The following is a 21,623-nucleotide window of genomic DNA, read 5'->3' as shown; positions in this document are numbered from 1 at the left end:
ACCTGCTCTAAACGTTTTGATAAAAACAAATTCATACCCAATTTGCATCATTGTTCCCCTTGTATTCTGTTTTTTAATTTAGTAATATAATATAAAGTTAAAGGTAAGATACATAATAATGGGAAAATTTTTTCTCTAATGTCCAAGGGGAGGAACTAGTACTTATGCCTAAGAATTAAAGTCTTCGGGGAATCTTTTAATGTATCAAAAAGGGAAAGCGGTTTCGCATCCTGGAAAGTTTATATCTGTGTCAATGGAAAGGGGGAAAGATATGATTTCCTTTAAAAATGTGAATAAATACTTTGGGGATTTTCATGTTTTAAAAAACATTAACCTAACAATTAACAGAGGAGAAGTAGTGGTCATTATTGGTCCATCGGGGTCTGGAAAAAGTACTTTACTGAGATGCATCAATAAACTTGAAACAATCTCCGACGGTTCTCTAACGGTTGGAGATAAAGAAATCCATGATAAAAAGACGGACATTAATAAAGTAAGGCAGCATATAGGTATGGTATTTCAACATTTTAATTTATACCCACATAAAACAGTCCTTGAAAATATTACCCTTGCTCCTATCAATGTCTTACGGAAATCAAAAGAAGAAGCCAAAAAGACAGCTGAGTTCTATCTAGAAAAAGTTGGGATTCCAAATAAAGCTTCCTCCTACCCTTCTCAGCTCTCAGGCGGACAGCAACAACGTGTCGCGATTGCAAGAGCACTTGCTATGAAACCTGAAATTTTACTCTTTGATGAGCCCACTTCTGCACTCGATCCGGAAATGGTTGGTGAAGTCTTAGATGTTATGAAGGCGCTTGCCAAAGAAGGCATGACAATGGTCGTAGTGACCCATGAAATGGGATTTGCCAAGGAAGTGGGAGACCGAATTATCTTTATTGATGAAGGGCGAATTCTTGAAGAGGCCGATCCTGTGGAATTTTTCCAAAATCCCCAAGACGAACGGGCTAAATTATTTCTTAGTCGTATACTAAATCATTAAAAAAAGGAGAGAGAATATGCAGAAACTAAAAAGATTATCAGTTTTGGTGCTAGTGGCTTTACTGTCTATTATTCTTTTAGGTGCATGCGGTACCAAAAGTGGCACAAAAAGCGGGAGTGGTGATAAGAACCAAAACGTGCTTGAAGCCATTAAGGAACGTGACAAAATTATCTTTGGTGTGAAAAACGACACAAAACTCTTTGGTTTAAAGAATCCTGCTTCAGGAGAGGTGGAAGGATTCGATATTGATATTGCCAAGCAAATAGCAAATGAAATACTTGGTGATGAAAACAAAGTGGAATTTGTTGAAGTGACATCAAAGACAAGAATTCCGCTATTGAACAAAGGGGATATTGATGCGATCATCGCAACGATGACAATCTCGGACGAACGTAAAAAAGAAGTTGATTTTTCTGATGTCTATTTTGAAGCAGGCCAGTCCCTATTAGTCAAAAAAGGCAGCCCGATCAAAAGTGTTGATGACCTATCAAAGGATACTACTGTCCTTGCAGTAAAAGGCTCCACCTCGGCGGTTAACATTCGTGAAGTAGCCCCAGATGCTAAAGTACTGGAATACGAAAATTATCAAGAAGCATTTACTGCACTGAAATCAGGCCAAGGTGATACATTAACGACGGATGATTCCATTCTTTTAGGTATGGCTTCGGAAGATGATTCTTACGAATTGGTAGGAGGTAAATTCACTGAAGAGCCTTATGGAATCGGAGTGAAAAAAGGGGAAAAAGAGCTAGTAGAAGCAATCAATGATGCCCTGAAAGCAATAAAAGATAATGGAAAATATGATGAGATTTATAGCAAATGGATTGATTTGGACTGATCGTTTAAATAGATTCATTGATAGGATGAGCAGTTGATGCTCATCCTAATTAAATGAAATGGGGGGAGATATGTTGGACTTCTCAATCTTGGTAGATTACTCTGATATGTTTTGGGATGGCTTTAAAGTTACAATAGTCGCAAGTTTAACAGCATTAGTAGCTAGTTTCATAGTTGGAACCATTATCGCCGTAATGCGAATTACACCGATTGCTCCATTACGTTGGGTTGGGACCGCCTATGTAGAATTTTTTAGAAATATCCCTTTGGTCGTCATCGCCTTTTTCTTTTTTATCGGAACACCTGTGATTGGAATAAGGTTTAGTGGTATTACTGCAGGGACCATTGCCCTTTCTATTTATACTTCAGCGTTTATTGCGGAAGCCATTCGATCTGGCATACTATCTATTCCAAAAGGGCAAACAGAAGCTGCAAGATCATCGGGGCTAACGTATACGCAAACAATGAGAATGATTATTCTACCCCAAGCAATTAAAATTGTTATACCACCAATCGGCAATCAATTTATAAATTTAGTGAAAAACTCATCGATTTTGGCGCTGATTTCCGGTGCAGATTTGATGTACCAAGCAGATCTTATTTCAGCTAAAACCTTTATTGTTTTTGATGTATACATATTAGTCGCCTTACTTTATTTAATAATCACCATTCCATTAAGTGTAGGCGTCAGATATATAGAAAAACGACTCGCAAATACCTATTAAGGAGGGGGCAAAATGGATTTTTCAGGTGCATTTTCGCCAGAAAATTTAGCTTTCCTAATGCAAGGATTTTATGTGACATTACAAGTAGCGGTTATTGCCATACTATTTAGTTTTATTATTGGCGGCATACTTGGAACGATTCGCTTCACCAGAATACCTGTCATTTCACAAATTGTTGTCGTAATTGTTGAAACAATCCGAAACTTGCCACTTCTATTAATTATATTGTTTACATATTTAGCATTGCCTGAAATCGGTATTAACTTAAGTATTACCTTCTCAGCTATTGTAGCCTTAGTTGTTTTTGAATCATCGATGATTGCGGAAATTGTCAGAGGTGGATTGAATTCAATTGAAAAGGGACAAATGGAGGCGGCACGCTCCTCTGGTCTCACCTATTTGCAAGCTTTGCGGAAGGTCATTCTCCCCCAAGCATTGAAGAGAATGGTACCGAATCTTGTCAGCCAATTTATCTCGCTTTTAAAGGATACGTCCCTTGCGGTAATCATCTCACTACCAGAATTGCTTCATAATGCAAAAATTATTCAAGCACAAAGCCAACAGTATGTCATCCCAATTTTCATGCTTATTGCGGTCGTATACTTCCTCGTGAACTATGCATTATCTTTGGTCGCAAGAAGACTTGAGCTAAGGCAAGCATGATTTACCTTATATCTTACTATTCGGCACCTGAAAAAAAGAAGGGTAGACTTTCCCTTCGTTTTTTAGGTACCTTTTTGCAATTATCGCTTTCTTCTTAATCCCCTTCTATTTCTTTTTATGTTAAAATAACGAGAAAGTCTTAGAAGGAAAAAATGAAAGCAAGGTGTTTACTATGTCATTTCCGAGGGGAAAAATTTATGATGCAAATATTGAAAGCAGACAACTTCAAGAAAATATCCCTTTACTTGTTTATTTACCAGCTGCTTTTTCCCCAAGTGAAAAGCATTCTCTCATCGTCGTACAGGATGGAAAAGACTACTTCCAATTGGGCAAACTGACCCGTTACGCAGACGAGTTAATTGAACAAGGCTTATTAGAAAAAACGATTATTGTTGCGACACATTATAAAGACATTCCTGATCGTCGAAAAAAGTATCATCCATCGGGAGAGGAAAATTCTTCTTTCATGACATTTCTTGGAAAGGAATTAATCCCCTGGATTGACCAAAAATATCCAACTTATACACAAAGAGAGAAGCGGACATTAATGGGCGATAGTCTTGCTGGAACCGTCTCTTTACGTACAGCCATGCATTATCCAGAACTATTCAAAAACATTATCCTTCATTCGCCTTATGTGAATCAAGAGATACTCAATGAAGTTCAAACTGCACCTCCCTCTGTCCAATTTAAAATTTACCAAGTGGTCGGGACAGAGGAAACGGTCGTAAAAATATCGAATAATCGAGATTTCCTCACACCTAATCGTGAATTGCATCAATTATTTATCGAAAAAGGTTATGAGACTTTTTATGATGAATTTAATGGTGGACATTCTTGGAAATATTGGCAACCAGATGTTAAAAGGGCATTACAAACGATGTTTTCCTGAGCAACCTGTATAAGAATCTGTTATAGTAATGTAATAAGGTATTCATATAAGAAAAGGAGGCAAAAACATGAAATATGGTATTGTCATTTTCCCATCAAAAAAGTTACAGGATTTAGCCAATTCTTACCGGAAGCGTTATGATCCTCACTATGCCTTGATTCCTCCACATTTGACGTTGATGGAAGGTTTTGAAACGGAGGAAAGCCCTGAAAAATTAACCGAAATACTAAATTCAATTGCTCAAAAATATCAGCCTATCCATTTAAAATTCCTTAAAGTTAGTTCATTTCAGCCAATAACCAACACCATTTATCTAAAAGTCGAAAAAACAGACGAACTGGAACGCCTCCATGAAGAACTATACAATGAAATGCCAAGTGACCCACCTGAACATCCTTTCGTTCCTCATGTAACGATTGGACAAAAACTATCAAATGACGAGCATTCCGACGTTTTCGGTGCACTTGGAATGCTAGGTGTTGAACACGAAGAAACAGTTGATCGTATCCATCTAGTTTATCAATTAGAGAATGGTTCGTGGTCAACTTATGAAACCATTCGATTAGGAAAGGATTAATAATAATTATGCAAGCTGTACAAACAACGACAGAACAACAACTAGAAGATGCGTTTTATATTAGAAAAAAGGTATTTGTTGAAGAACAAAAGGTACCATTAGAACTAGAAATAGATGAATTTGAAAATGAATCTGCCCATTTTGTTTTATATGATCAAGATGAGCCTATCGGGGCTGGAAGATTCCGAACAATAGATAAAATAGGAAAGGTTGAGCGGATTTGCATTATGCCCTCTTATCGTGGTATGGGAGCAGGGAAAATCATTATGCAAACAATCGAACACTTTGCAAAAGATAATAAAATTCAACAACTGAAGCTTCATGCTCAAACTTACGCGATTCCGTTTTATGAAAAACTTGGCTACAAGGTATGTTCAGAGGAATTTATGGATGCTGGAATTCCCCATAAGACGATGATAAAGCAAGTAAATGAAGAAAAAACACTGCTGGATTAAGCTGTAACTGATAATAACTATTTCTTATACAAAAACAAGAAGGCATTTCAATGTTATACATATTCATTGAAATGCCTTCCTTTCGTTTTAAAATCAAACTCGTTAAGGTGAATAGGTTTTCTAGATAAATTCTTATCCCTCGTCGCCTTTTTCCTTATTGTCTGTTGATTGTTAGATTGTTTACGATTTAAAATTCTTTGAAATGGAGTAAGTAATGGCACTTTCTCAGTAGTGGAAATCGGCATCGGGTCATGTTGTTTTCGCCGTGTCAAAATTCTTTTATCGTATTCCTGATACTGATAAGGTCGCACAGGCCCAATATATCCCATAAAGCCCCCTCCCATCCATATCTTTTCTCTATTCAATACCCCGAAATGATATGTATGAAACATTTATCTAACTCATTTTAAGAAAAGCCGCCCTTCAGGACGGCAATGCTGATCTTTACCGCTTATTATTTAACATTTTCGAAATAGAATCCATATCTAATTGGTTCCCATCTTGAACAATGGATTTGACCAATTTATCTTCCATTTCTTTAGAAACGGGCTTATTGGCAATACGGGAAACCTTTTTAATGATTCCCCTCACCGTTCTCTCGTCTTTAAAGTTTGCATTTTGCAGTGAATTTGCTAACTCTAAAACTTCATTCATGTTGACGCCTGTTTTCTTTTCTACATTTTTAAAAAAATGATTTTCCATTTCTTCCGCTCCCTTCCGTTCATACTTTATATAATATGAAGGAAAGTCAAATAAGTGTGGTTAAAAATGAAAAAATGAACAGGAAAAAGATAGGTTGCTTTAAACGCAACCTATCTTTTTGTATTCTCAACATTTTTAACAGAAGGCTGCACCAACAATTATCAGCAGGATAAACAAAACAACAATCAAGGCAAAGCCTCCGCCGAAAAAGCCACCACCTGCATAACCACCATAACCACCACATCCACAAGCTCCTGCACCGTATCCATATCCGAACATCTACGCTCACCTCTCTTTTGTTGGTTCACTATAGCTTATGTGTCTAGTGTCATTTGCGTATGGGCGAACCTAAAAAAAAAGAGGCAAAAAAACCAAAAGCACAAGTATTCCGTTTAAAGGATGAACGGTTAAGGACGCGCCATATCCGCATGTCTTCGCCGTTTTGACCAACGTCCTGTTGGCCACTATCCTTTCGGTTTAAAAATAAGAGCGCCAATAAATCCAAACACAATTGCGGCGGAAATACCGGATGATGTGACCTCAAACATTCCTGTCAACACGCCAACCAACCCATGTTTATCCGCTTCAGCCATTGCCCCTTTTACAAGGGAATTGCCAAAGCTTGTAATAGGGATGGTTGCTCCCGCCCCCGCAAAGTCAATTAGCGGTTCATAAAGCCCAAGCCCAGCCAAAACGGCTCCTATCACAACAAATAAACTCAACATATGCCCTGGTGTTAATTTAAGCGTATCCATGATCAACTGGCCAATCATACAAATAAGACCGCCAATCATAAACGACCAAAAAAACATGGCTAACATTTGCTTTACCTCCTCTTACTCGTACTCCAATGAAACCGCATGGGCAATACACGGAATCGATTCTTTTTGTAAAACCGTTAATGGTGAAAGCAGTGCTCCTGTAGCGACGACTAAAATCCTTTTATACCTGCCCCTTTTCATTTCATTTACTAAATGTCCATACATTACAGCAGCAGAACACCCTGGACCACTAGCTCCCGCAAACACTTCTTGTTCATCTGTGTATAGAATTAACCCACAATCATGAAATCTGTTTTCATCAAGAGATATACCTTTTTGCTGAAAAAGCTCTAAAGCCGTATTTCTCCCAACTTCGGCCAAATCCCCTGTAATGACTAAGTCATAATAAGAGGGTTCCCTTTTTAAATCAAAAAAATGCCTTTGAATCGTATCTACTGCTGCTGGTGCCATTGCCCCACCCATATTAAAGGGATCGGTTAATCCCATATCAATCACCTTCCCGATTGTCGCAGAGGTGATACGAGGTGCAGGCCCATTTAGTTTTTCGGCTGTTCCAATAAGCCCAACCCCCGAAGCTGTTGCTGTCCATTGAGCTGTCGGCGGTTTTTGTCCACCATATTCTGTCGGATAACGAAATTGTTTTTCGGCTGAGGCATTATGACTTGCTGTTCCCGTCAAAATATGATTTGCTCCCCCACTATTGATTATGAGGGCGGCAAGTGCCAAACCTTCAGTAGAAAGCGCACAGGCACTGAAAAGTCCTAAATAGGGCATTTGGTTTGTTCTTGCTGCAAATGTGGTTGGGGTAATTTGATTGATTAGATCACCTGAGAGGAAAAATTGTACGGCATCTTCTGTTAAACCCTTTTTTCGAAGAGCGATTTCAACTGCATCTTCCAGTAAAACATTTTGAGCTTTCTCATAAGTATCTTTGCCCATACGCAGGTCATCATGGAATTTATCGAAATCATTTGCCAAGCGACAATCCTTTTCAAAAGGACCCCCAACAACCCCGGTTGATAATATCGTTGGTTTTTGTGAAAAAACCCATGATTGAGCCCCTTGTAGCATTAAAATCCCCCCCATAGTATCCAGATGGTTTTTATTAAAGCGATAACAAAAGCAGAGAATACGCCGAATAAAATAACTGAACCAGCTAATTTAAACATATTACCACCCACACCAACTACAAAGCCTTCTGATCGGTGCTCTATAGCCGCTGAAATGACAGCATTTCCAAAGCCTGTTACTGGTACACCACTTCCTGCTCCACTAAATTGACCCAGTCTGTCATAAGCCCCAAAACCGGTCAAAAGCATCGCAATAAATACCATTGTCGCTGTAGTCGGGTTACCTGCTGTTTGTTCCGTAAAATTAAAGAAATAAATATAAAAATAAGTAATTGCCTGTCCGACTAAACAAAAGAGTCCACCGACCCAAAAAGCGCGAAGACAGTTTCTTAAAAGAGGGCGCTTAAGTTCATGTTTTTTTTGTAACTGGTCATATTGTATTTGTTCTGGTGTTTTTGTTTTATTTTTGCTAGCCATTTATGTCATTTCCTTTTCTAAATTAATAATTTTTTTGAAACGCTTCTTTGCTTCATCCGTTGATATATTTTCTTTTTCCATAGCCTCCTTAAGACGAATGGCTTCCAAGAATATTTTATAATCACTGGAAACAATAAATTTTTTCTGTGGATATTTTCGTTTTAATTGTGCTTGTAACTTTTTTTCAATTTTTTTCATATTGAAGCGTTGGAGATGTTTTACTTTATAAGCAACAATAATTTCCTTCTTTCCTTCAATAACAGCGGCATCATAAATTTCGTCCACTTTATTTACATCTTCTCTTACTTGATAGGCTACAGACTTATCCTTTTCTTGAAAATTCAATTCGATAGGGGCAGGTTGGGTTGTATTCATTAAAGATAGGCGTGCTTCTTCACCGTCTTTATTACCTGAACACCCATTTACTATCAAGAAAAAAAGAGCCGTCATGAAAAGCCATACTATATTTTTTATCATCGGCGCCTCCTGTATTTTCTCTGTCCCTTTTAAAGGAGACATGATTTGTTCTATAAGATATTTTTCTCCAGATTTCTGAAATTATGATGATGAATTAAATCTCCTTAAAAAAATAAAACCTAGTCCCCTCCTTAAAAGGAAAGTGACTAGGTTTTATATGTCTTTTAGTGAATTTTTTTTATAGGTTTTTTTGGCCCACATCCGCAACCTGTTCTTTTTTTACGCCCCTGCCAAGCAGCATTCTTTTTTCTAGGTCTATTATTCATTACAATCACATCCCGGGTAATATTATCTCACTTTATTTTATGTACCCAGTAAAAATGTGTTTGCCAAATTGCCCTTATTCTTCAGAAATCTTGGGTTGGATGATCGTCTCTATAATGGAAGCAAAACCAGCAATCGATAAAATATATACCAAAGGTTCCGCTACTATTGGATAAAACCAGTAGATCAAAAAGATAAAGATTGATACCCAGATCCCTGTACACCAGTAACAATTAATGAGTTGGCCGATCCATCCTCTAAAACCTTTTTCTCTTGGAATAAGATAAATCTCTAATTCGCCATTTTCATCAGGTGCTTCATACTCTTGCATAAAAGGACGTCTAATAAACTCTGTTATTTGATCATAAACCAATAATCTTGTTAATCGAAAAACCGCTAAGCCTAATAAAATGAATGTAAACCAATTGATTGACATCAAATTTCACCCGCCTATTTTTGTCCGATCAAGGCATTTGTCCGTTACCCATTTGGCTAATGTCTAATATGTTATTAATGAATATGGATCAATAGATGACAAGGAGGAATTTATCCATGAGTTACGAAGAAATGGAATCAGTGGAATCAGTTGGATCAGTTGGTACAAATCACTGTGGTGGTGGATGTACTTCAGGATGTGTTTGTCAAGTTGTTCGAGCGATAAAAGATATTCAGGAAATGGCTATTGAAGAAGAAGAATGCCCAAGTTGCCCAACGAATTGCTTTATTGAGCCATTAGGCGGAGCTCCTAATCGTTCCCATGTGGATACCAGAGTATTTACCCTTACAAATAAAAATGGGGAATTATTCAAAGCACTATTTAAAGGTCGTGGAGGCAACTGTATATCGGTTTATTTCAGAGTTGAAGATATCTTTGACAACTGCTGTGCCACATTGCGTGTATTGGTTCCTTTAAATAAAGATGGGGAACCAGTAAAAATAACTCACCACGGGGACATTAATTATGAAGCCCTTTGTGCAGTACGCAGATGGGGAAAAAGCAGCAGCTGCATAACCGTTGATCTACACTGCTTCTGTGCAGTTCAATGTATTGCAGATGTTGATTTACAACTTTGTGATTAATTTTGAAAGCGGAGGGTTCACACCCTCCTCTTAACTAAAAAATAATCCGTATCGCTTGCAGTTCTTCAATAGCGATTGTCCTAACTTCCCCATTAAATGTTTTCACACGAATGGTATCCCCTTCTTTACTCTCCAATATGCCGCGAATTCTTTCATCTTCCTTTATAAATTCACATGGAAATGGAGGCTGAGCCCGAGGAACTTGTAATAAGTATTGCAGCTTTTCAGCTATTGACATTTCTTTAAAAGCTTTAACAGGTGTAAGGTTCCAGGTTCTTTTTCCGGAGTTAGCCTGTTTTCGAAAATAATCTGCTGCTGACTTCGGCTTTTCAGCTGGATGTTCAACTTTTTCTGTAAAGGATTCGTGTTCCTCGGAATTTGTTTGCACTTGGAAAGGAACGCTATTCTTTGGCTTTTTTGGTGTTGGGGGTTTATTTTCAGTTTTATTGATTGTATTTGAATGAGAAGAATAAGAATGTTGCATTGAAAAATCTGGTTTTACAAAATTTGGCTGGTCAATATATAGCAAAGGGCTCTTCCCTTTCTGTTTCTCTTCCATTAAGGTACACCTCCGTATTTCATACTTCGTTTTATATGTATGCAAATAAATGTTCAAGGTGAACTAAACTATAAAAAAAACTGCCACGCTAAAGGTGACAGTTTAAAAAGAACTTGATCCCGCATTAAAGTTTCACTTTACAATGCGACAATATGAAAGCCCGAATCAACATGAATATTTTCCCCAGTAATACCGCGGGAAAGATCACTAAATAGGAATAAAGCTGTATCTCCCACCTCTTCAGGAGTAGTCGTTCTTTTCAGTGGTGCTTTTTCCTCAATATCTTTTAACACACTGTTAAAATCACTAATTCCCTTTGCAGAAAGTGTTCGGATTGGCCCAGCTGAAATGGAATTGACACGAATTCCATATTGACCAAGATCTTTCGCTAAATAGCGGACGCTTGCATCTAGTGAAGCTTTTGCTACTCCCATCACGTTATAATTAGGTACAACCCGTTCCCCACCTAAATATGTCATCGTGACCATGCTTCCGCCTTCTGGCATCATATCTAGTTCTTGAATCACTTTCGCCACTGCGGTTAAGGAATAAGAACTAATATTATGAGCTAAAAGAAATCCATCTCTCGTTACATTTAAATAGTCACCATCAAGTTCTTCTTTATTAGCAAAAGCAATGGCATGGGCAATTCCATGAATAGGTCCCACCACTTCTTTGATTTTACTGAAGCATTGGTGAATTTCCTCATCATTTGTAATATCACAAGGAAGAACAAGCGATTCATTTCCCTCCAAAGAGTCCGCTAAATCACGAACATTTTTCTCCAATCTCTCCCCTGCGTATGTGAACACTAATTTCGCTCCAGCATCGTGAAGTGAACGGGCGATGCCCCATGCGATACTACGTTTATTTGCCACACCCATTACGACAAAAGTTTTTCCTTGAACAGATAGATTCAATTTAATCCCTCCAATAATCACTTTTCGGACTATATTTACTAATAGAACGAATCAAAAATAATACGTGATATTAGTACCTAGTAATAACTATATCATACACGACTACTTTTAAGAAGCACAAAGAAAAAATATTATCTTTGTGCTCTGTATTTAAAATTGTAATTCACGCATTAGGTCATCTACGAATTCTTTCGTTCCGGTGACAACAAGTCGATCCTCTGTTTTTAATCTTGTGTCACCATGTGGGACTAGTGATTCATTATCACGGAAAATCCTAACGACAATGACATCACCAACAAACGGAAATTCACGCAGTTTCATATTATGATAGTTTGGATTACGCATTTCGATCTCATAAAGGGCCGTTTCTTGATTTGTAAAGATATCCGCAATAGCAGGTGATTCAATGACTGCCGTAACAAAAGCCTTTGATGATAGCAAGGTGGAAAATACCTCAACATCGTGTTCTTTTAAAAGGCGAGCTAGATCTGGACTTTCAGTTCGAGCAATGACTCTTTCAATTCCAAGTTCTTTCGCGTGAACAGCTAGTGTCGAATTTAATTCTTCATCACCTGTAGATATAAACAAAATATCGGCATCAAAAACACCCGCATTTTCCAATTCTGATTCACTATAGTCTGGAAGCTCTGTAATATTAAAGACCGTATCGGAAATATGGGAATCAGGTTTCTCCATCTTTTTGTGAAATACCGTGGCTTCAAATAATTCTTTATCCAACTCTTTAGAGACAGGTAGGGTAATTTGATTGGCTCCAATAAACGTAACTTTTTGTTTTGGTTCAAGACCATTTTCTTTTGGAAACCACTTTTTAAAGAAAATAGGTGTCACAATACAGCTAATGACAGCAACTAGAATAAACGTGCTACTCATTTCAGCGGTAATGACATCCATGCGTTCAGCAATTTTAGCTGCGGCAATCACCAAAGATAACGTTGAAGTAAGCAAAAAGGAAGCAGCCAATACAGTTTTTGTATCATACCATTTTCTTAAAATAAACACCGGGAAAATCTTTGAAACGAGTAGTCCAATTAATAGTAATGGAATCAACAATAATAATTCCTTATTACTAAGTAATGACCATAAATCAAGATCAACCCCTACCATGACAAAGAAAATAGGAATTAAAAATCCATAACCAAAGGAATCAAGTTGTCGAACCATTTCTGGTTTAGGATTTAACAATGAGACAAGCGTACCGGCTAAGAAGGCACCTAATATATTTTCCGCACCTAATGATTCGGATAAAGCAACTAATACAATAATTAATGTAAAAATCGCACGAGTGCCAATTTGCACGGTCCCTGTTGACAACCTTTCGATAAAGGAACGGTTTTTAAAACGTCTGCCAACAAAATAAAGAATAACCCCTGCTACAAATAAGATCAGCAACAACCACATGTTTCCTTGGTTATCACCAGATAAGGAAACAAACACAGCTAATAAAATCATCGTCACAAGATCAGCAATAACCGCAATTAAAAGAATAATTTGGCCAATGCCTGTCTTCATGACATTTGCTTCCTTTAGAGTCGGAACCACCACCCCTAAAGAAATGGTAGAAATGATTAAGGTCATTAAGAACACATTATCAATGAGTCCCATCCAGACGAATAAATAAGATAAACCAATCGATAGAACGAAAATCCCCAAAAATATAACAATGGAAACGGTGAGGCGATTCGGTTCTGTTTTTCCATTAGACATTTTAATTTTCTTATTAGACATTTTAAATGCAGAAAAATCTATTTCCAATCCGCTCAAAAACATGAGAAAGATAAATCCAAGTGTGGAAAGAATATCTAACCATGAGCCGCCACGAATTAAGTCAAAGCCGCTTTTTCCAATGATTAAGCCCATTATAATTTCTGCAATGACAACAGGCATAAATGAAATTCGAAAGCGATCAAGGACAAGCGGCGTCAAAAAAGCAAAAATTAATACAATAACGAGTGAAAATAATGATTCGTCCATAATAAAATTCTCCCATCTTAAATCACAAATTAAGAGGTAATCATCTTTTCTAATGTATAAGATAGCTCATAAACATTGTAGCTAATCCAAAATAAATCAATATGGATGTAATATCATTCATAGTTGTAATAAATGGACCTGAGGCAACCGCAGGGTCAATTTTTAATTTATGCATGATCAGCGGAACAAGCGAGCCACCGATCGTCGCAACCAAAAGGGAAGCGAGAATGGCAAAACCAACTAATAAACCTAATATAAGATCATGCTTCCATACAAAAATCACGAGAGAAACCACTACTCCGCAAATAGCCCCAGTTAAAATCCCTGTTCCAGCCTCTTTCAAGATAATTTTAAATTTTCCCGAATCCTCCATCTCTCCTGTGGCGATCCCACGAACGGCTACTGCCAAGGATTGTGTCCCGGCATTTCCCGCCATCCCAGCAATAAGTGGGATAAATACAGCGACAATAGGGACTTTACTTAAGGTATCTTCAAAGCGACCAATTAAGCTTGCAGTAAACATCCCTAAAAAGAGAAGGATAATGAGCCAGGGCAATCGTTTTTTTGCGGCTGTAAATGGACTTTTATCCATTTTGTCGATATCAGAAATACCAGCAAGCTTAGAATAATCATCAGATGCCTCTTCATCAATAACATCAATGATATCGTCGACCGTGATGATCCCTAAAAGATGGTTTTGAAAATCAACAACTGGCAAAGCTAATAAATCATAATCCCGCATTTGTCTGGCAGCCTCTTCTTGGTCATCCCCTACTGAGATAGAAACTACCCGATCAGACATCATTTCTGAAATCATCGTGTCATCATCCGTAATAATTAAATCACGTAAGGACAAAACACCCACTAAACGTAAATCCTCATCAATGACATAAACATAATAAATGGTTTCTGCTGTAGGAGCCTGCTTCTTTAAAATATACATCGCTGATCGTACCGTTTGATTCTGTGAAATGGCCACATACTCGGTAGTCATAATACTTCCGGCCGTATATTCCTTATAATGAAGCAAACCTTTAATTTCTTGGGCAGCATCCTTATCCATAATGGTAAGGTAACTAGCCGTCTGATCTTTCCCTAATTTATTTAATACATCAACAGCATTATCAGCATACATATTAGCAAGCATTTCTGCCGCATATTTCGGCTCCATCTCTGCCAAAATTTCTTTATAATCATTGTCATCTATTTCAAGCATCTCAAAAAAATCCGCTACTTCTTTCGGAGATAAGTAGTAATACATCTTTAATCTAGTCTCTTTATCAATTTTGAAAAAGAATTGGGCCTGATCATATGAGTGAAGATTTAGAAATTCTTGCCGAAAGGATTCAAGATTGCCTTCATTTGCCGTTTGGATCAGTAATTCTTCATTTATGTTTTCTTGTGTATCGTTTATTTCCATGACGACCCTCTCCTTCCAAATTGGTCCCCATTATCCTAACAAATCTTGATCAATTTGTCGTCAATAATTGTCTTTTTTTCTATATTTATTTTTCAGATGATCAATACCGTTAACTTAAACCTTGGTATGATGCAAAATAGAATAGAGATTGGGTATGTTAAAATAATGAATAGAAAATAAATTAGCGATTGACGAAAAAATAGTTACACTAAATATTCAGTTGCTTTGTAGAGTCAAATTCGTGGTCGTTAAAAACTGTCTATCCAAGCAATACGGAGGCACCTTAGATGAAATGAGAGTGAATAAAATGAAAATAGATATCATTGGCGATATTCATGGTTGTTTTCAAGAGTTTAAAGAGCTTACCCTCAAACTGGGTTATTCCTGGGAAACCAACTTGCCTATACATCCTCAAAATCGGATATTAGGCTTCATTGGGGATATTACAGATCGAGGTCCTAATTCAATCGAAATGATTGAACAAACATGGGAACTTTGGAAATACCATGGTGCTTATTATGTACCTGGCAACCATTGCAATAAGTTATATCGTTATTTTCTTGGTAGAAATGTCCAAATTACACATGGATTAGAAACGACTGTTGCTGAACTTGATCAGCTTTCTGTTAAAAAGTTTAATCATATTAAGAAAATGTTTATGGACCTTTATGAACACTCTCCTCTTTATCATGTGCTGGATCACGGTCAATTAATTATGGCCCATGCTGGAATCAGAGAGGATTATATCGGAAAACAAAATAAAAGCGTGAAATCATTTGTTTTATATGGGGATGTAACAGGGGAGACACTTCCAGATGGAAGACCTGTACGAAGAGATTGGGCCAAACATTATAAGGGAAATGCCTTTATTGTTTACGGACATACTCCGGTGAAACACCCACGCCAAATTGGAAAAACTTTTAATATCGATACGGGGGCTGTTTTTGGGGGAAGTTTAACGGCTTTACGGTATCCAGAAATGGAAATGATTTCTGTCCCTTCTTCCTTACCTTATGTCCAAGAGAAGTTTACAACCTTTGATTAAAATCCATCTTCTTATCATTTGGAATTCCATGGATATATGATCAAGCTTATGCTAAAAATGACAGTTCCATCCTGATATAAACACCTCCTGACTTGCTAAAAAGGCCTTTCCTACATGGGTAAAGGCCTTTTTAAATCACTTTCTATTTAACAGGATTTGCAAATCCTCCGGTAAATCAACTTGAAAAGACAGACATTCTTGGCTAATGGGATGAGTGAATTGAATTTGTCGACAATGGAGTGCTTGTCGCTCGATTAAATTCCGTTTCCCACCATATAAGTCATCTCCAAGCAAAGGATGGCCTATATAAGACAAATGCACCCTAATTTGATGAGTCCTCCCTGTTTCAAGCTTTAACTGCACATGCGTAAAGGTTGAGGTTGATTGAATGACCTTATATCGCGTCACAGCCGGTTGCCCATCCCTTCTTACTTCTCGCTCAATAATACTGTCTGATTTACGACCAATTGGCTCATTAATTATCCCAACGGGTTGTTGCAATACACCATCCGCAAAAGCTTCGTAAAATCGCTGGACTTCTCCTTGTTTTTGCATCTGACTTAATAAATGATGAGCATGACGATGTTTTGCAATCAATACTAAGCCTGATGTATCTCGATCCAATCGCGTAACGATATGTACTGCGGAAGCTAGCTTAATTTGTTTATAATAATAGGCTAATGCATTGGCCAAACTTCCTGTCGGCTGCTGCCTTGATGGGATGGTATTCATTCCAGCAGGTTTATTAACAACTAGAAGATCCTCATCCTCATACATAATCCATAAAGGGATAGGTTCTTTGACTAATCGCTCATTTTCTTGTTCTGGAGGAAATAGGAGCTCTAAAAAATCACATTCTTGTAAACGATAACGAACATTTTGCTCCACTCCATTTACACGTATATGGCCACCTGTAAATTTAATAGCCGATAAAGCTCTTCTAGAAATCCCTTGCTCTTGTAAAAATACTTTTATCTCTTTATTCTTATGTTCCCGTGTGATTTCCCAGTTTAATTCATGTTGCTTCATATTTTTATCGACCGTCCGAAATAAATGAATCGTGGACTCTTTTCCAGAAAGGAAATGGGCGAAATCTTGCAAAACGAACCTTCTCTTTTGCTACCTTAAATTGGATTGATTTCACATCTCGATGCATCACGGTTAAATGATCTAGAGTAACATGAAAATCAAAAGAATTAACAGGTTTTAATACGAGAGTATGATGTTCGGGTAAAATGAGCGGGGATCCGACCGTTCTAAATACTCTATTATTAATTGAGGCCATCTCAGCCAATTGAATAGAAGGTAAAGATGGATGAATAATTGCCCCTCCCAAAGCCTTATTATAGGCTGTGCTTCCTGATGGCGTAGACACACAAAGACCATCCCCACGAAAACGCTCAAAATGATCTCCTCGTATTTCCACATCCATTACTAAAGTTCCAACTAGTCCTTTCACTGTGGATTCATTTAAGGCAAGATAACGCATTTCTTTCCCGCCATTACGATAACGGATTGTGACCTCTAACAATGGGTATTCCACTACTTGATAAGGGGTTTTTGCGATCGCAATAACTAATTTCTCTATTTCGCTTGGAACCCAATCCGCATAGAAACCTAAATGTCCAGTATGTACACCAACAAAGGCTGTTTTATCTAATCTAGAACTGTAGCGATGAAATGCATATAATAAAGTACCATCCCCACCAATGGAAATAACAATATCTGGATTGCTTTCGTCATATACCATTTCAAAATCCTGCAAATACGTCCTCACCTTCTGTGTTAAAGCATTAGAAGCAGGATTCCCTTTTGATGTAATGGCAAATTTCAATCCTCTCACCCTCCTAGTTTAATCATTATTTTTCTTCATCTTCTTTGTAGCTTCCTTATTTTTTGTAAAATAAACCTGCGCTTCCTGAATTTCTTCCTTAATTTGCGACATTTCCTCATCAAGACGAAATGCTGCCTCAGCTGCACGTTGCAACCTCATATTGATTTCTTCCGGAAATTCACCTTTATATTTATAATTTAGAGAATGTTCAATCGTCGCCCAAAAATTCATGGCTAATGTTCGAATTTGGATTTCAGCCAAAATCTTTCGCTCCCCTTGAATCGTTTGCACAGGATATTCAATCACAACATGGTAGGACCGATAACCGCTTGGCTTTTTATGAGAGATATAGTTTCTTTCCTCTATAACCTTGAAATCATTTCGTTTCCTTAACAATTCCACGACTTGCTGTATATCATCAACAAATTGGCACATCATTCTTAAGCCGGCGATATCTTGCATTTCCTCCGCTAATTTATCCAACGGGATATTTTTCTGCTGTGCCTTGTCTAGGATACTCGCAATCGGCTTTACCCTACCTGTTACAAATTCAATCGGAGAATGATCCTGTTGTCGTTCAAATTGGGCACGCATCCCTTTTAATTTAATTTTCAACTCATCTACTGCTTGTTTATAAGGAGCTAGAAAAAGTTCCCACTGATTTATCATGCTACCACCTCTTAAAATGCGTGTTCACATCCTCTTAAATGAAAAACAAATACATCTTCCCATCACAACCTCCATCATCCTATGTTAGAAAGACGGAATTAAGAAGCCATCTTTATTTTAGCATAAACAAGTTTTACATAATAATTTTTATCCCGGGCATAGAGTCTAGAGCAGAAAAAATATAAAGTTTATTATATTGAAACCTCTTCGTAAATAAATAATAATAGGAAATAGGGTAGGTTGGGCAGATTCATGAAAGGAAGTTATCCATGTCAGAAGAAATTGAAAAGGAATTTAAAAATCTTGTCACAAAGGAAGAATTTAATCTCCTTTTACATACGTTTCACATTAGCAATCGCGATTTTTTCACTCAAAAAAATCATTATTTTGATACCTATTCCTTTTTGTTAAAAGAAAAAGCTGCTGCTTTGCGTATTAGAGAACTCCCGAACTTTTACGAGCTAACATTAAAAAGAAAAACGATAGAAGGTGTCATCGAAACCAATCAAATCATTAATCAAAAAGAGGCCGATTTATTATTCCATGATGCGATATTACCTGCTGGGGAGATAAAGGAAGCATTGATCAAATTGGGAATTCCCGTTCAAAATTTGACGTATTTTGGGAGCTTAACGACCCATCGTGCAGAACACGAATATAAAGGTGGGCTGTTGGTTTTCGATCATAGTCATTATTTAGATAAGGAAGATTATGAGCTTGAATATGAGGTCAAAGATTGGGAATTAGGAAAAACGATTTTTACAAATTTGCTCACGCGGCTTAACATTAAGCCTCAATCAACCGATACTAAAGTTGGGAGATTATATCGCGCAAAATTAGAGATTATGAAACAATCCGATAAGGAATGATTAACATGAATACATTAGGAGAAATGAAATCCTTAATTGAACTTCAATTATTACAAGGGATGACGCGTTCAAATGCTGAGTCACCTATCCCAAAATCAGGTTCAAATTTTTCGGAGATCCTTGAGCAAACTCTTTTAAATACAGCAAAGGGAAATCTAGAAACTACTGAATCTTTAAATACACTAGGGGCTATGAGCCAACTTGGAGTAAATTTTCTTCCCAGTACAATGACAAAATCAGTTGTACCTAAAGTCAGTCACACGAAAAACAATTCAAAAATAGAAACTAATATAAATGGGATTATCCAACAAGCAGCTGATACATTCAAGTTACCTATTAAATTAATCCATTCTGTCATTAAACATGAGTCCAATTACAATACTAGTGCGGTAAGTTCCGCCGGCGCAACTGGACTTATGCAACTTATGCCTGCGACCGCAAGAGGGTTAGGTGTACAAAATATAAAAGATCCTCTGGAAAATGTGATGGCTGGAAGCAAATATTTACGACAAATGCTAGATAAATATAACGGAGATCTTTCCCTAGCACTTGCCGCTTACAATGCTGGTCCCGGTAATGTAGATAAATATGGGGGAATTCCTCCATTTAAAGAAACACAGAACTACGTTAGAAAAATAACGAATACGTATTATAGTTAAATCAATCTCATTTCCAATTTACTTACTAATAAGCAAGTTGGAAATGAGACTTTTTGTTGTGAAGAAAATTAAACAGGCGCTTGCGCTTTTCTTACCACAGTTCAATTTATTTGAGTTCTGATAAGGTCATTGCTAAAATAAATGTACCATTTTAAACAAAGGAGCGAATCATATGGTTGAGATGAAGATGACACCGTATGATGCTATTGGGGAAAAAAAGCTTCATAAGCTTGTAGAACAATTTTATCTACGTGTCGGCACACATCCCGAACTTACCCCTATTTTTCCTGATGACTTAACAGAAGTTGCCAGAAAACAAAAGCAATTTTTAACACAATTTTTGGGTGGCCCCAAGCTATACACTGAAGAACATGGTCATCCGATGTTACGTGCACGCCATTTACCCCATGAAATTACACCTAGTCGTGCAAAGGCGTGGTTAGCATGCATGAGTGAAGCAATGGATGAAGTGGATATTGAACCAGGCCTCCGAGAGCTTTTCTATACACGTCTAGCCATGACGGCAAAAAATATGGTGAATACTCATTCATCTGATGTTATGCAAGGTGAATTACTTTGAAAACACGACATATCAAGCATCTTTTAAATAAAAGACCAATGGAAATATATTTTTTTGTTGATCCTTTTTGCTCGGAATGCTGGTCACTTTCTCCAATCTTAAAGAAATTACAAATAGAATACGGTGAGTATTTCTCTCTTAAATATGTTTTGTCAGGCAAACTATCTTCCTTAAATCAAATTAAAGATCGAGTTTTCCCTTGTCAGAACAAATGGAAGCAAGAGCAGGGGAGATTCAAAAGATTGAAAAACAGATCTTTACAACAAACACCACATCTTGCCGCTATAAGTATTAAAGCGGCGGAATTACAAGGAAAAAAGGCAGGAGTCCGTTTTATCCAAAAGCTTCAAGAACTATTATTTATCGAGGATAAAGATATTTCGGATATCAATGTGATTCAGCAGTGCGCACAATCTGTTGGCCTTGATCTTAACGAATTCCTACAGGATGTTTATTCAGAAACAGCTGCCAAAGCTTTTCAATGTGATTTAAAGATTTCATCTGAAATGGAAGTAGATGAAATGCCATCTATGGTTTTCTTCAATGAAAAAATCGAAGATGAGGGCATTAAAATTACTGGCTTATACTCTTATGACATTTATGTACAAATATTAACGGAGATGCTTCAGGGATATCCAAAACCTGCAGAGAAACCTCCATTGGAAGTTTTTCTCTCACTAAACCCAGTAAATGCAACACAAGATTTAGCCTTAATTTTTGATGTGTCCCCTCAAAAGGTAGAAAGACAGATGAAAAAATTACAGATCCAACAAAAAGTACAAAAAATCGCCTCACTCCATGGGTCCTATTGGCGATACAAATATAATAATTTATAGGAACAAAAGCGCAAGCGCCTGTTCAGCGACGTACAAATTTAAAGACTTCTGACGAGATAAAGGAAACACGGCGACGAAGGAGCCGATGTTGACTTATCGTAGGAAGAAGGCGTAAATTTGCTAGTCGCTAGGCGCTGGAGCTGGATGTCAACCGTGACATAAGCAATTTATCCACAAGCTAGGATTTTATAATTTCCTAAGCAGTAAGAAAAGCGCAAGCGCCTGTTTAGCGGCGTACA

The 21,623-nt window shown here is 37.3% G+C and carries 28 protein-coding genes; 13 read left to right on the top strand and 15 right to left on the bottom strand.

Annotated features, from left to right (window positions below; genetic code table 11):
* Positions 1-271: 271 nt before the first annotated feature.
* The 7 genes from KI363_RS08770 to KI363_RS08740 all read left to right on the top strand — a co-directional run bounded on the left by KI363_RS08770 (position 272) and on the right by KI363_RS08740 (position 5,149).
* Positions 272-1,000, top strand: a complete 729-nt coding sequence (locus tag KI363_RS08770) for an amino acid ABC transporter ATP-binding protein (protein WP_158320539.1) — start codon at positions 272-274, stop codon at positions 998-1,000.
* Between the two features lie 16 nt (positions 1,001-1,016).
* Complete coding sequence (locus KI363_RS08765; RefSeq protein ID WP_158320540.1) at positions 1,017-1,838, top strand: transporter substrate-binding domain-containing protein; 822 nt, start codon at positions 1,017-1,019, stop codon at positions 1,836-1,838.
* Positions 1,839-1,908: 70 nt separating this feature from the next.
* The gene (locus tag KI363_RS08760) at positions 1,909-2,562 is read left to right on the top strand and encodes an amino acid ABC transporter permease (protein ID WP_158320541.1); all 654 of its coding nucleotides are present in this window, start codon (positions 1,909-1,911) and stop codon (positions 2,560-2,562) included.
* Positions 2,563-2,574: 12 nt separating this feature from the next.
* Positions 2,575-3,225 (top strand): amino acid ABC transporter permease, encoded by a 651-nt coding sequence (locus KI363_RS08755; RefSeq protein ID WP_158320542.1) that lies wholly within the window; start codon positions 2,575-2,577, stop codon positions 3,223-3,225.
* A 172-nt stretch (positions 3,226-3,397) separates the two neighbouring features.
* On the top strand, positions 3,398-4,117 hold the full coding sequence (locus KI363_RS08750; RefSeq protein WP_158320543.1) for an alpha/beta hydrolase: 720 nt from the start codon (positions 3,398-3,400) through the stop codon (positions 4,115-4,117).
* A 67-nt stretch (positions 4,118-4,184) separates the two neighbouring features.
* Positions 4,185-4,694, top strand: a complete 510-nt coding sequence (locus KI363_RS08745; RefSeq protein ID WP_158320544.1) for a YjcG family protein — start codon at positions 4,185-4,187, stop codon at positions 4,692-4,694.
* A gap of 8 nt (positions 4,695-4,702) precedes the next feature.
* A complete protein-coding gene (locus KI363_RS08740; protein ID WP_212966125.1) occupies positions 4,703-5,149 on the top strand; it encodes a GNAT family N-acetyltransferase in 447 nt (148 codons plus the stop codon).
* A gap of 53 nt (positions 5,150-5,202) precedes the next feature.
* Here the strand turns inward: KI363_RS08740 and KI363_RS08735 are convergent, their stop codons facing one another.
* The 8 genes from KI363_RS08735 to KI363_RS08700 all read right to left on the bottom strand — a co-directional run bounded on the left by KI363_RS08735 (position 5,203) and on the right by KI363_RS08700 (position 9,357).
* On the bottom strand, positions 5,203-5,478 hold the full coding sequence (locus tag KI363_RS08735; protein ID WP_158320546.1) for a hypothetical protein: 276 nt from the start codon (positions 5,476-5,478) through the stop codon (positions 5,203-5,205).
* 115 nt (positions 5,479-5,593) lie between these two features.
* A complete protein-coding gene (spoVIF, locus tag KI363_RS08730; RefSeq protein ID WP_158320547.1) occupies positions 5,594-5,851 on the bottom strand; it encodes a sporulation-specific transcription regulator SpoVIF in 258 nt (85 codons plus the stop codon).
* A gap of 135 nt (positions 5,852-5,986) precedes the next feature.
* Complete coding sequence (locus KI363_RS08725) at positions 5,987-6,130, bottom strand: YjcZ family sporulation protein (RefSeq protein WP_158320548.1); 144 nt, start codon at positions 6,128-6,130, stop codon at positions 5,987-5,989.
* Positions 6,131-6,315: 185 nt separating this feature from the next.
* Positions 6,316-6,672 (bottom strand): stage V sporulation protein AE, encoded by a 357-nt coding sequence (gene spoVAE / locus KI363_RS08720; RefSeq protein ID WP_158320549.1) that lies wholly within the window; start codon positions 6,670-6,672, stop codon positions 6,316-6,318.
* Positions 6,673-6,687: 15 nt separating this feature from the next.
* Complete coding sequence (spoVAD, locus tag KI363_RS08715; protein ID WP_212966124.1) at positions 6,688-7,704, bottom strand: stage V sporulation protein AD; 1,017 nt, start codon at positions 7,702-7,704, stop codon at positions 6,688-6,690.
* Positions 7,704-8,180, bottom strand: a complete 477-nt coding sequence (gene spoVAC / locus KI363_RS08710; RefSeq protein WP_158320551.1) for a stage V sporulation protein AC — start codon at positions 8,178-8,180, stop codon at positions 7,704-7,706. Before spoVAC ends, spoVAD begins: the two co-directional genes overlap by 1 nt.
* Positions 8,181-8,657, bottom strand: coding sequence for an ESF1 family protein (locus tag KI363_RS08705; RefSeq protein WP_212966123.1), 477 nt, complete (start codon positions 8,655-8,657; stop codon positions 8,181-8,183).
* 340 nt (positions 8,658-8,997) lie between these two features.
* Entirely contained in the window at positions 8,998-9,357 is a 360-nt protein-coding gene (locus KI363_RS08700; RefSeq protein ID WP_158320553.1) for a DUF1360 domain-containing protein, read from the bottom strand.
* Between the two features lie 116 nt (positions 9,358-9,473).
* Between KI363_RS08700 and KI363_RS08695 the strand changes: the two genes are divergently transcribed.
* Complete coding sequence (locus KI363_RS08695; protein ID WP_373306759.1) at positions 9,474-10,001, top strand: CotY/CotZ family spore coat protein; 528 nt, start codon at positions 9,474-9,476, stop codon at positions 9,999-10,001.
* Between the two features lie 34 nt (positions 10,002-10,035).
* Here KI363_RS08695 and KI363_RS08690 read toward each other — a convergent pair whose 3' ends face one another.
* The 4 genes from KI363_RS08690 to mgtE form a co-directional block, all read right to left on the bottom strand.
* Positions 10,036-10,560, bottom strand: coding sequence for a CotO family spore coat protein (locus tag KI363_RS08690; protein ID WP_212966122.1), 525 nt, complete (start codon positions 10,558-10,560; stop codon positions 10,036-10,038).
* Positions 10,561-10,697: 137 nt separating this feature from the next.
* Entirely contained in the window at positions 10,698-11,480 is a 783-nt protein-coding gene (gene fabI, locus KI363_RS08685) for an enoyl-ACP reductase FabI (RefSeq protein WP_212966121.1), read from the bottom strand.
* Positions 11,481-11,630: 150 nt separating this feature from the next.
* Positions 11,631-13,472, bottom strand: coding sequence for a monovalent cation:proton antiporter family protein (locus tag KI363_RS08680; RefSeq protein WP_212966120.1), 1,842 nt, complete (start codon positions 13,470-13,472; stop codon positions 11,631-11,633).
* Between the two features lie 49 nt (positions 13,473-13,521).
* Positions 13,522-14,892 (bottom strand): magnesium transporter, encoded by a 1,371-nt coding sequence (mgtE, locus tag KI363_RS08675; protein WP_158320557.1) that lies wholly within the window; start codon positions 14,890-14,892, stop codon positions 13,522-13,524.
* 307 nt (positions 14,893-15,199) lie between these two features.
* Here mgtE and prpE point away from each other — a divergent pair, with 307 nt between their 5' ends.
* Positions 15,200-15,937 carry a bis(5'-nucleosyl)-tetraphosphatase PrpE gene (gene prpE / locus KI363_RS08670; RefSeq protein WP_212966155.1) on the top strand — a complete coding sequence of 246 codons (738 nt, stop codon included), beginning with the start codon at positions 15,200-15,202 and terminating at the stop codon, positions 15,935-15,937.
* Positions 15,938-16,072: 135 nt separating this feature from the next.
* Here prpE and KI363_RS08665 read toward each other — a convergent pair whose 3' ends face one another.
* From KI363_RS08665 to yjbM, 3 genes are read right to left on the bottom strand one after another with little or no spacing between them, the layout of a single operon-like run.
* Positions 16,073-17,038, bottom strand: a complete 966-nt coding sequence (locus tag KI363_RS08665) for an RluA family pseudouridine synthase (RefSeq protein WP_373306758.1) — start codon at positions 17,036-17,038, stop codon at positions 16,073-16,075.
* Complete coding sequence (locus tag KI363_RS08660; RefSeq protein ID WP_158320560.1) at positions 16,971-17,771, bottom strand: NAD kinase; 801 nt, start codon at positions 17,769-17,771, stop codon at positions 16,971-16,973. The genes KI363_RS08665 and KI363_RS08660 overlap by 68 nt, the downstream gene beginning before the upstream one ends.
* An 18-nt stretch (positions 17,772-17,789) precedes the next feature.
* Positions 17,790-18,437 (bottom strand): GTP diphosphokinase, encoded by a 648-nt coding sequence (gene yjbM / locus KI363_RS08655; RefSeq protein WP_212966153.1) that lies wholly within the window; start codon positions 18,435-18,437, stop codon positions 17,790-17,792.
* A gap of 272 nt (positions 18,438-18,709) precedes the next feature.
* Here yjbM and KI363_RS08650 point away from each other — a divergent pair, with 272 nt between their 5' ends.
* The 4 genes from KI363_RS08650 (at position 18,710) to KI363_RS08635 (ending at position 21,384) form a co-directional block, all read left to right on the top strand.
* The gene (locus KI363_RS08650; protein ID WP_212966119.1) at positions 18,710-19,309 is read left to right on the top strand and encodes a CYTH domain-containing protein; all 600 of its coding nucleotides are present in this window, start codon (positions 18,710-18,712) and stop codon (positions 19,307-19,309) included.
* A 5-nt stretch (positions 19,310-19,314) separates the two neighbouring features.
* A complete protein-coding gene (locus KI363_RS08645) occupies positions 19,315-19,968 on the top strand; it encodes a lytic transglycosylase domain-containing protein (RefSeq protein ID WP_212966118.1) in 654 nt (217 codons plus the stop codon).
* Positions 19,969-20,140: 172 nt separating this feature from the next.
* Positions 20,141-20,548, top strand: coding sequence for a globin domain-containing protein (locus KI363_RS08640; RefSeq protein ID WP_281414095.1), 408 nt, complete (start codon positions 20,141-20,143; stop codon positions 20,546-20,548).
* A 38-nt stretch (positions 20,549-20,586) separates the two neighbouring features.
* Positions 20,587-21,384: a ClpXP adapter SpxH family protein gene (locus KI363_RS08635; RefSeq protein ID WP_212966152.1), complete on the top strand. Its 798-nt coding sequence runs from the start codon at positions 20,587-20,589 to the stop codon at positions 21,382-21,384.
* Positions 21,385-21,623: the final 239 nt, after the last annotated feature.

This window comes from Lederbergia ruris (assembly GCF_018332955.1).
Classification (GTDB): domain Bacteria; phylum Bacillota; class Bacilli; order Bacillales; family Bacillaceae_C; genus Lederbergia; species Lederbergia ruris.
Note: the sequence above shows the minus strand (reverse complement) of the source record. Positions and strands in the feature narration are given on the sequence as shown.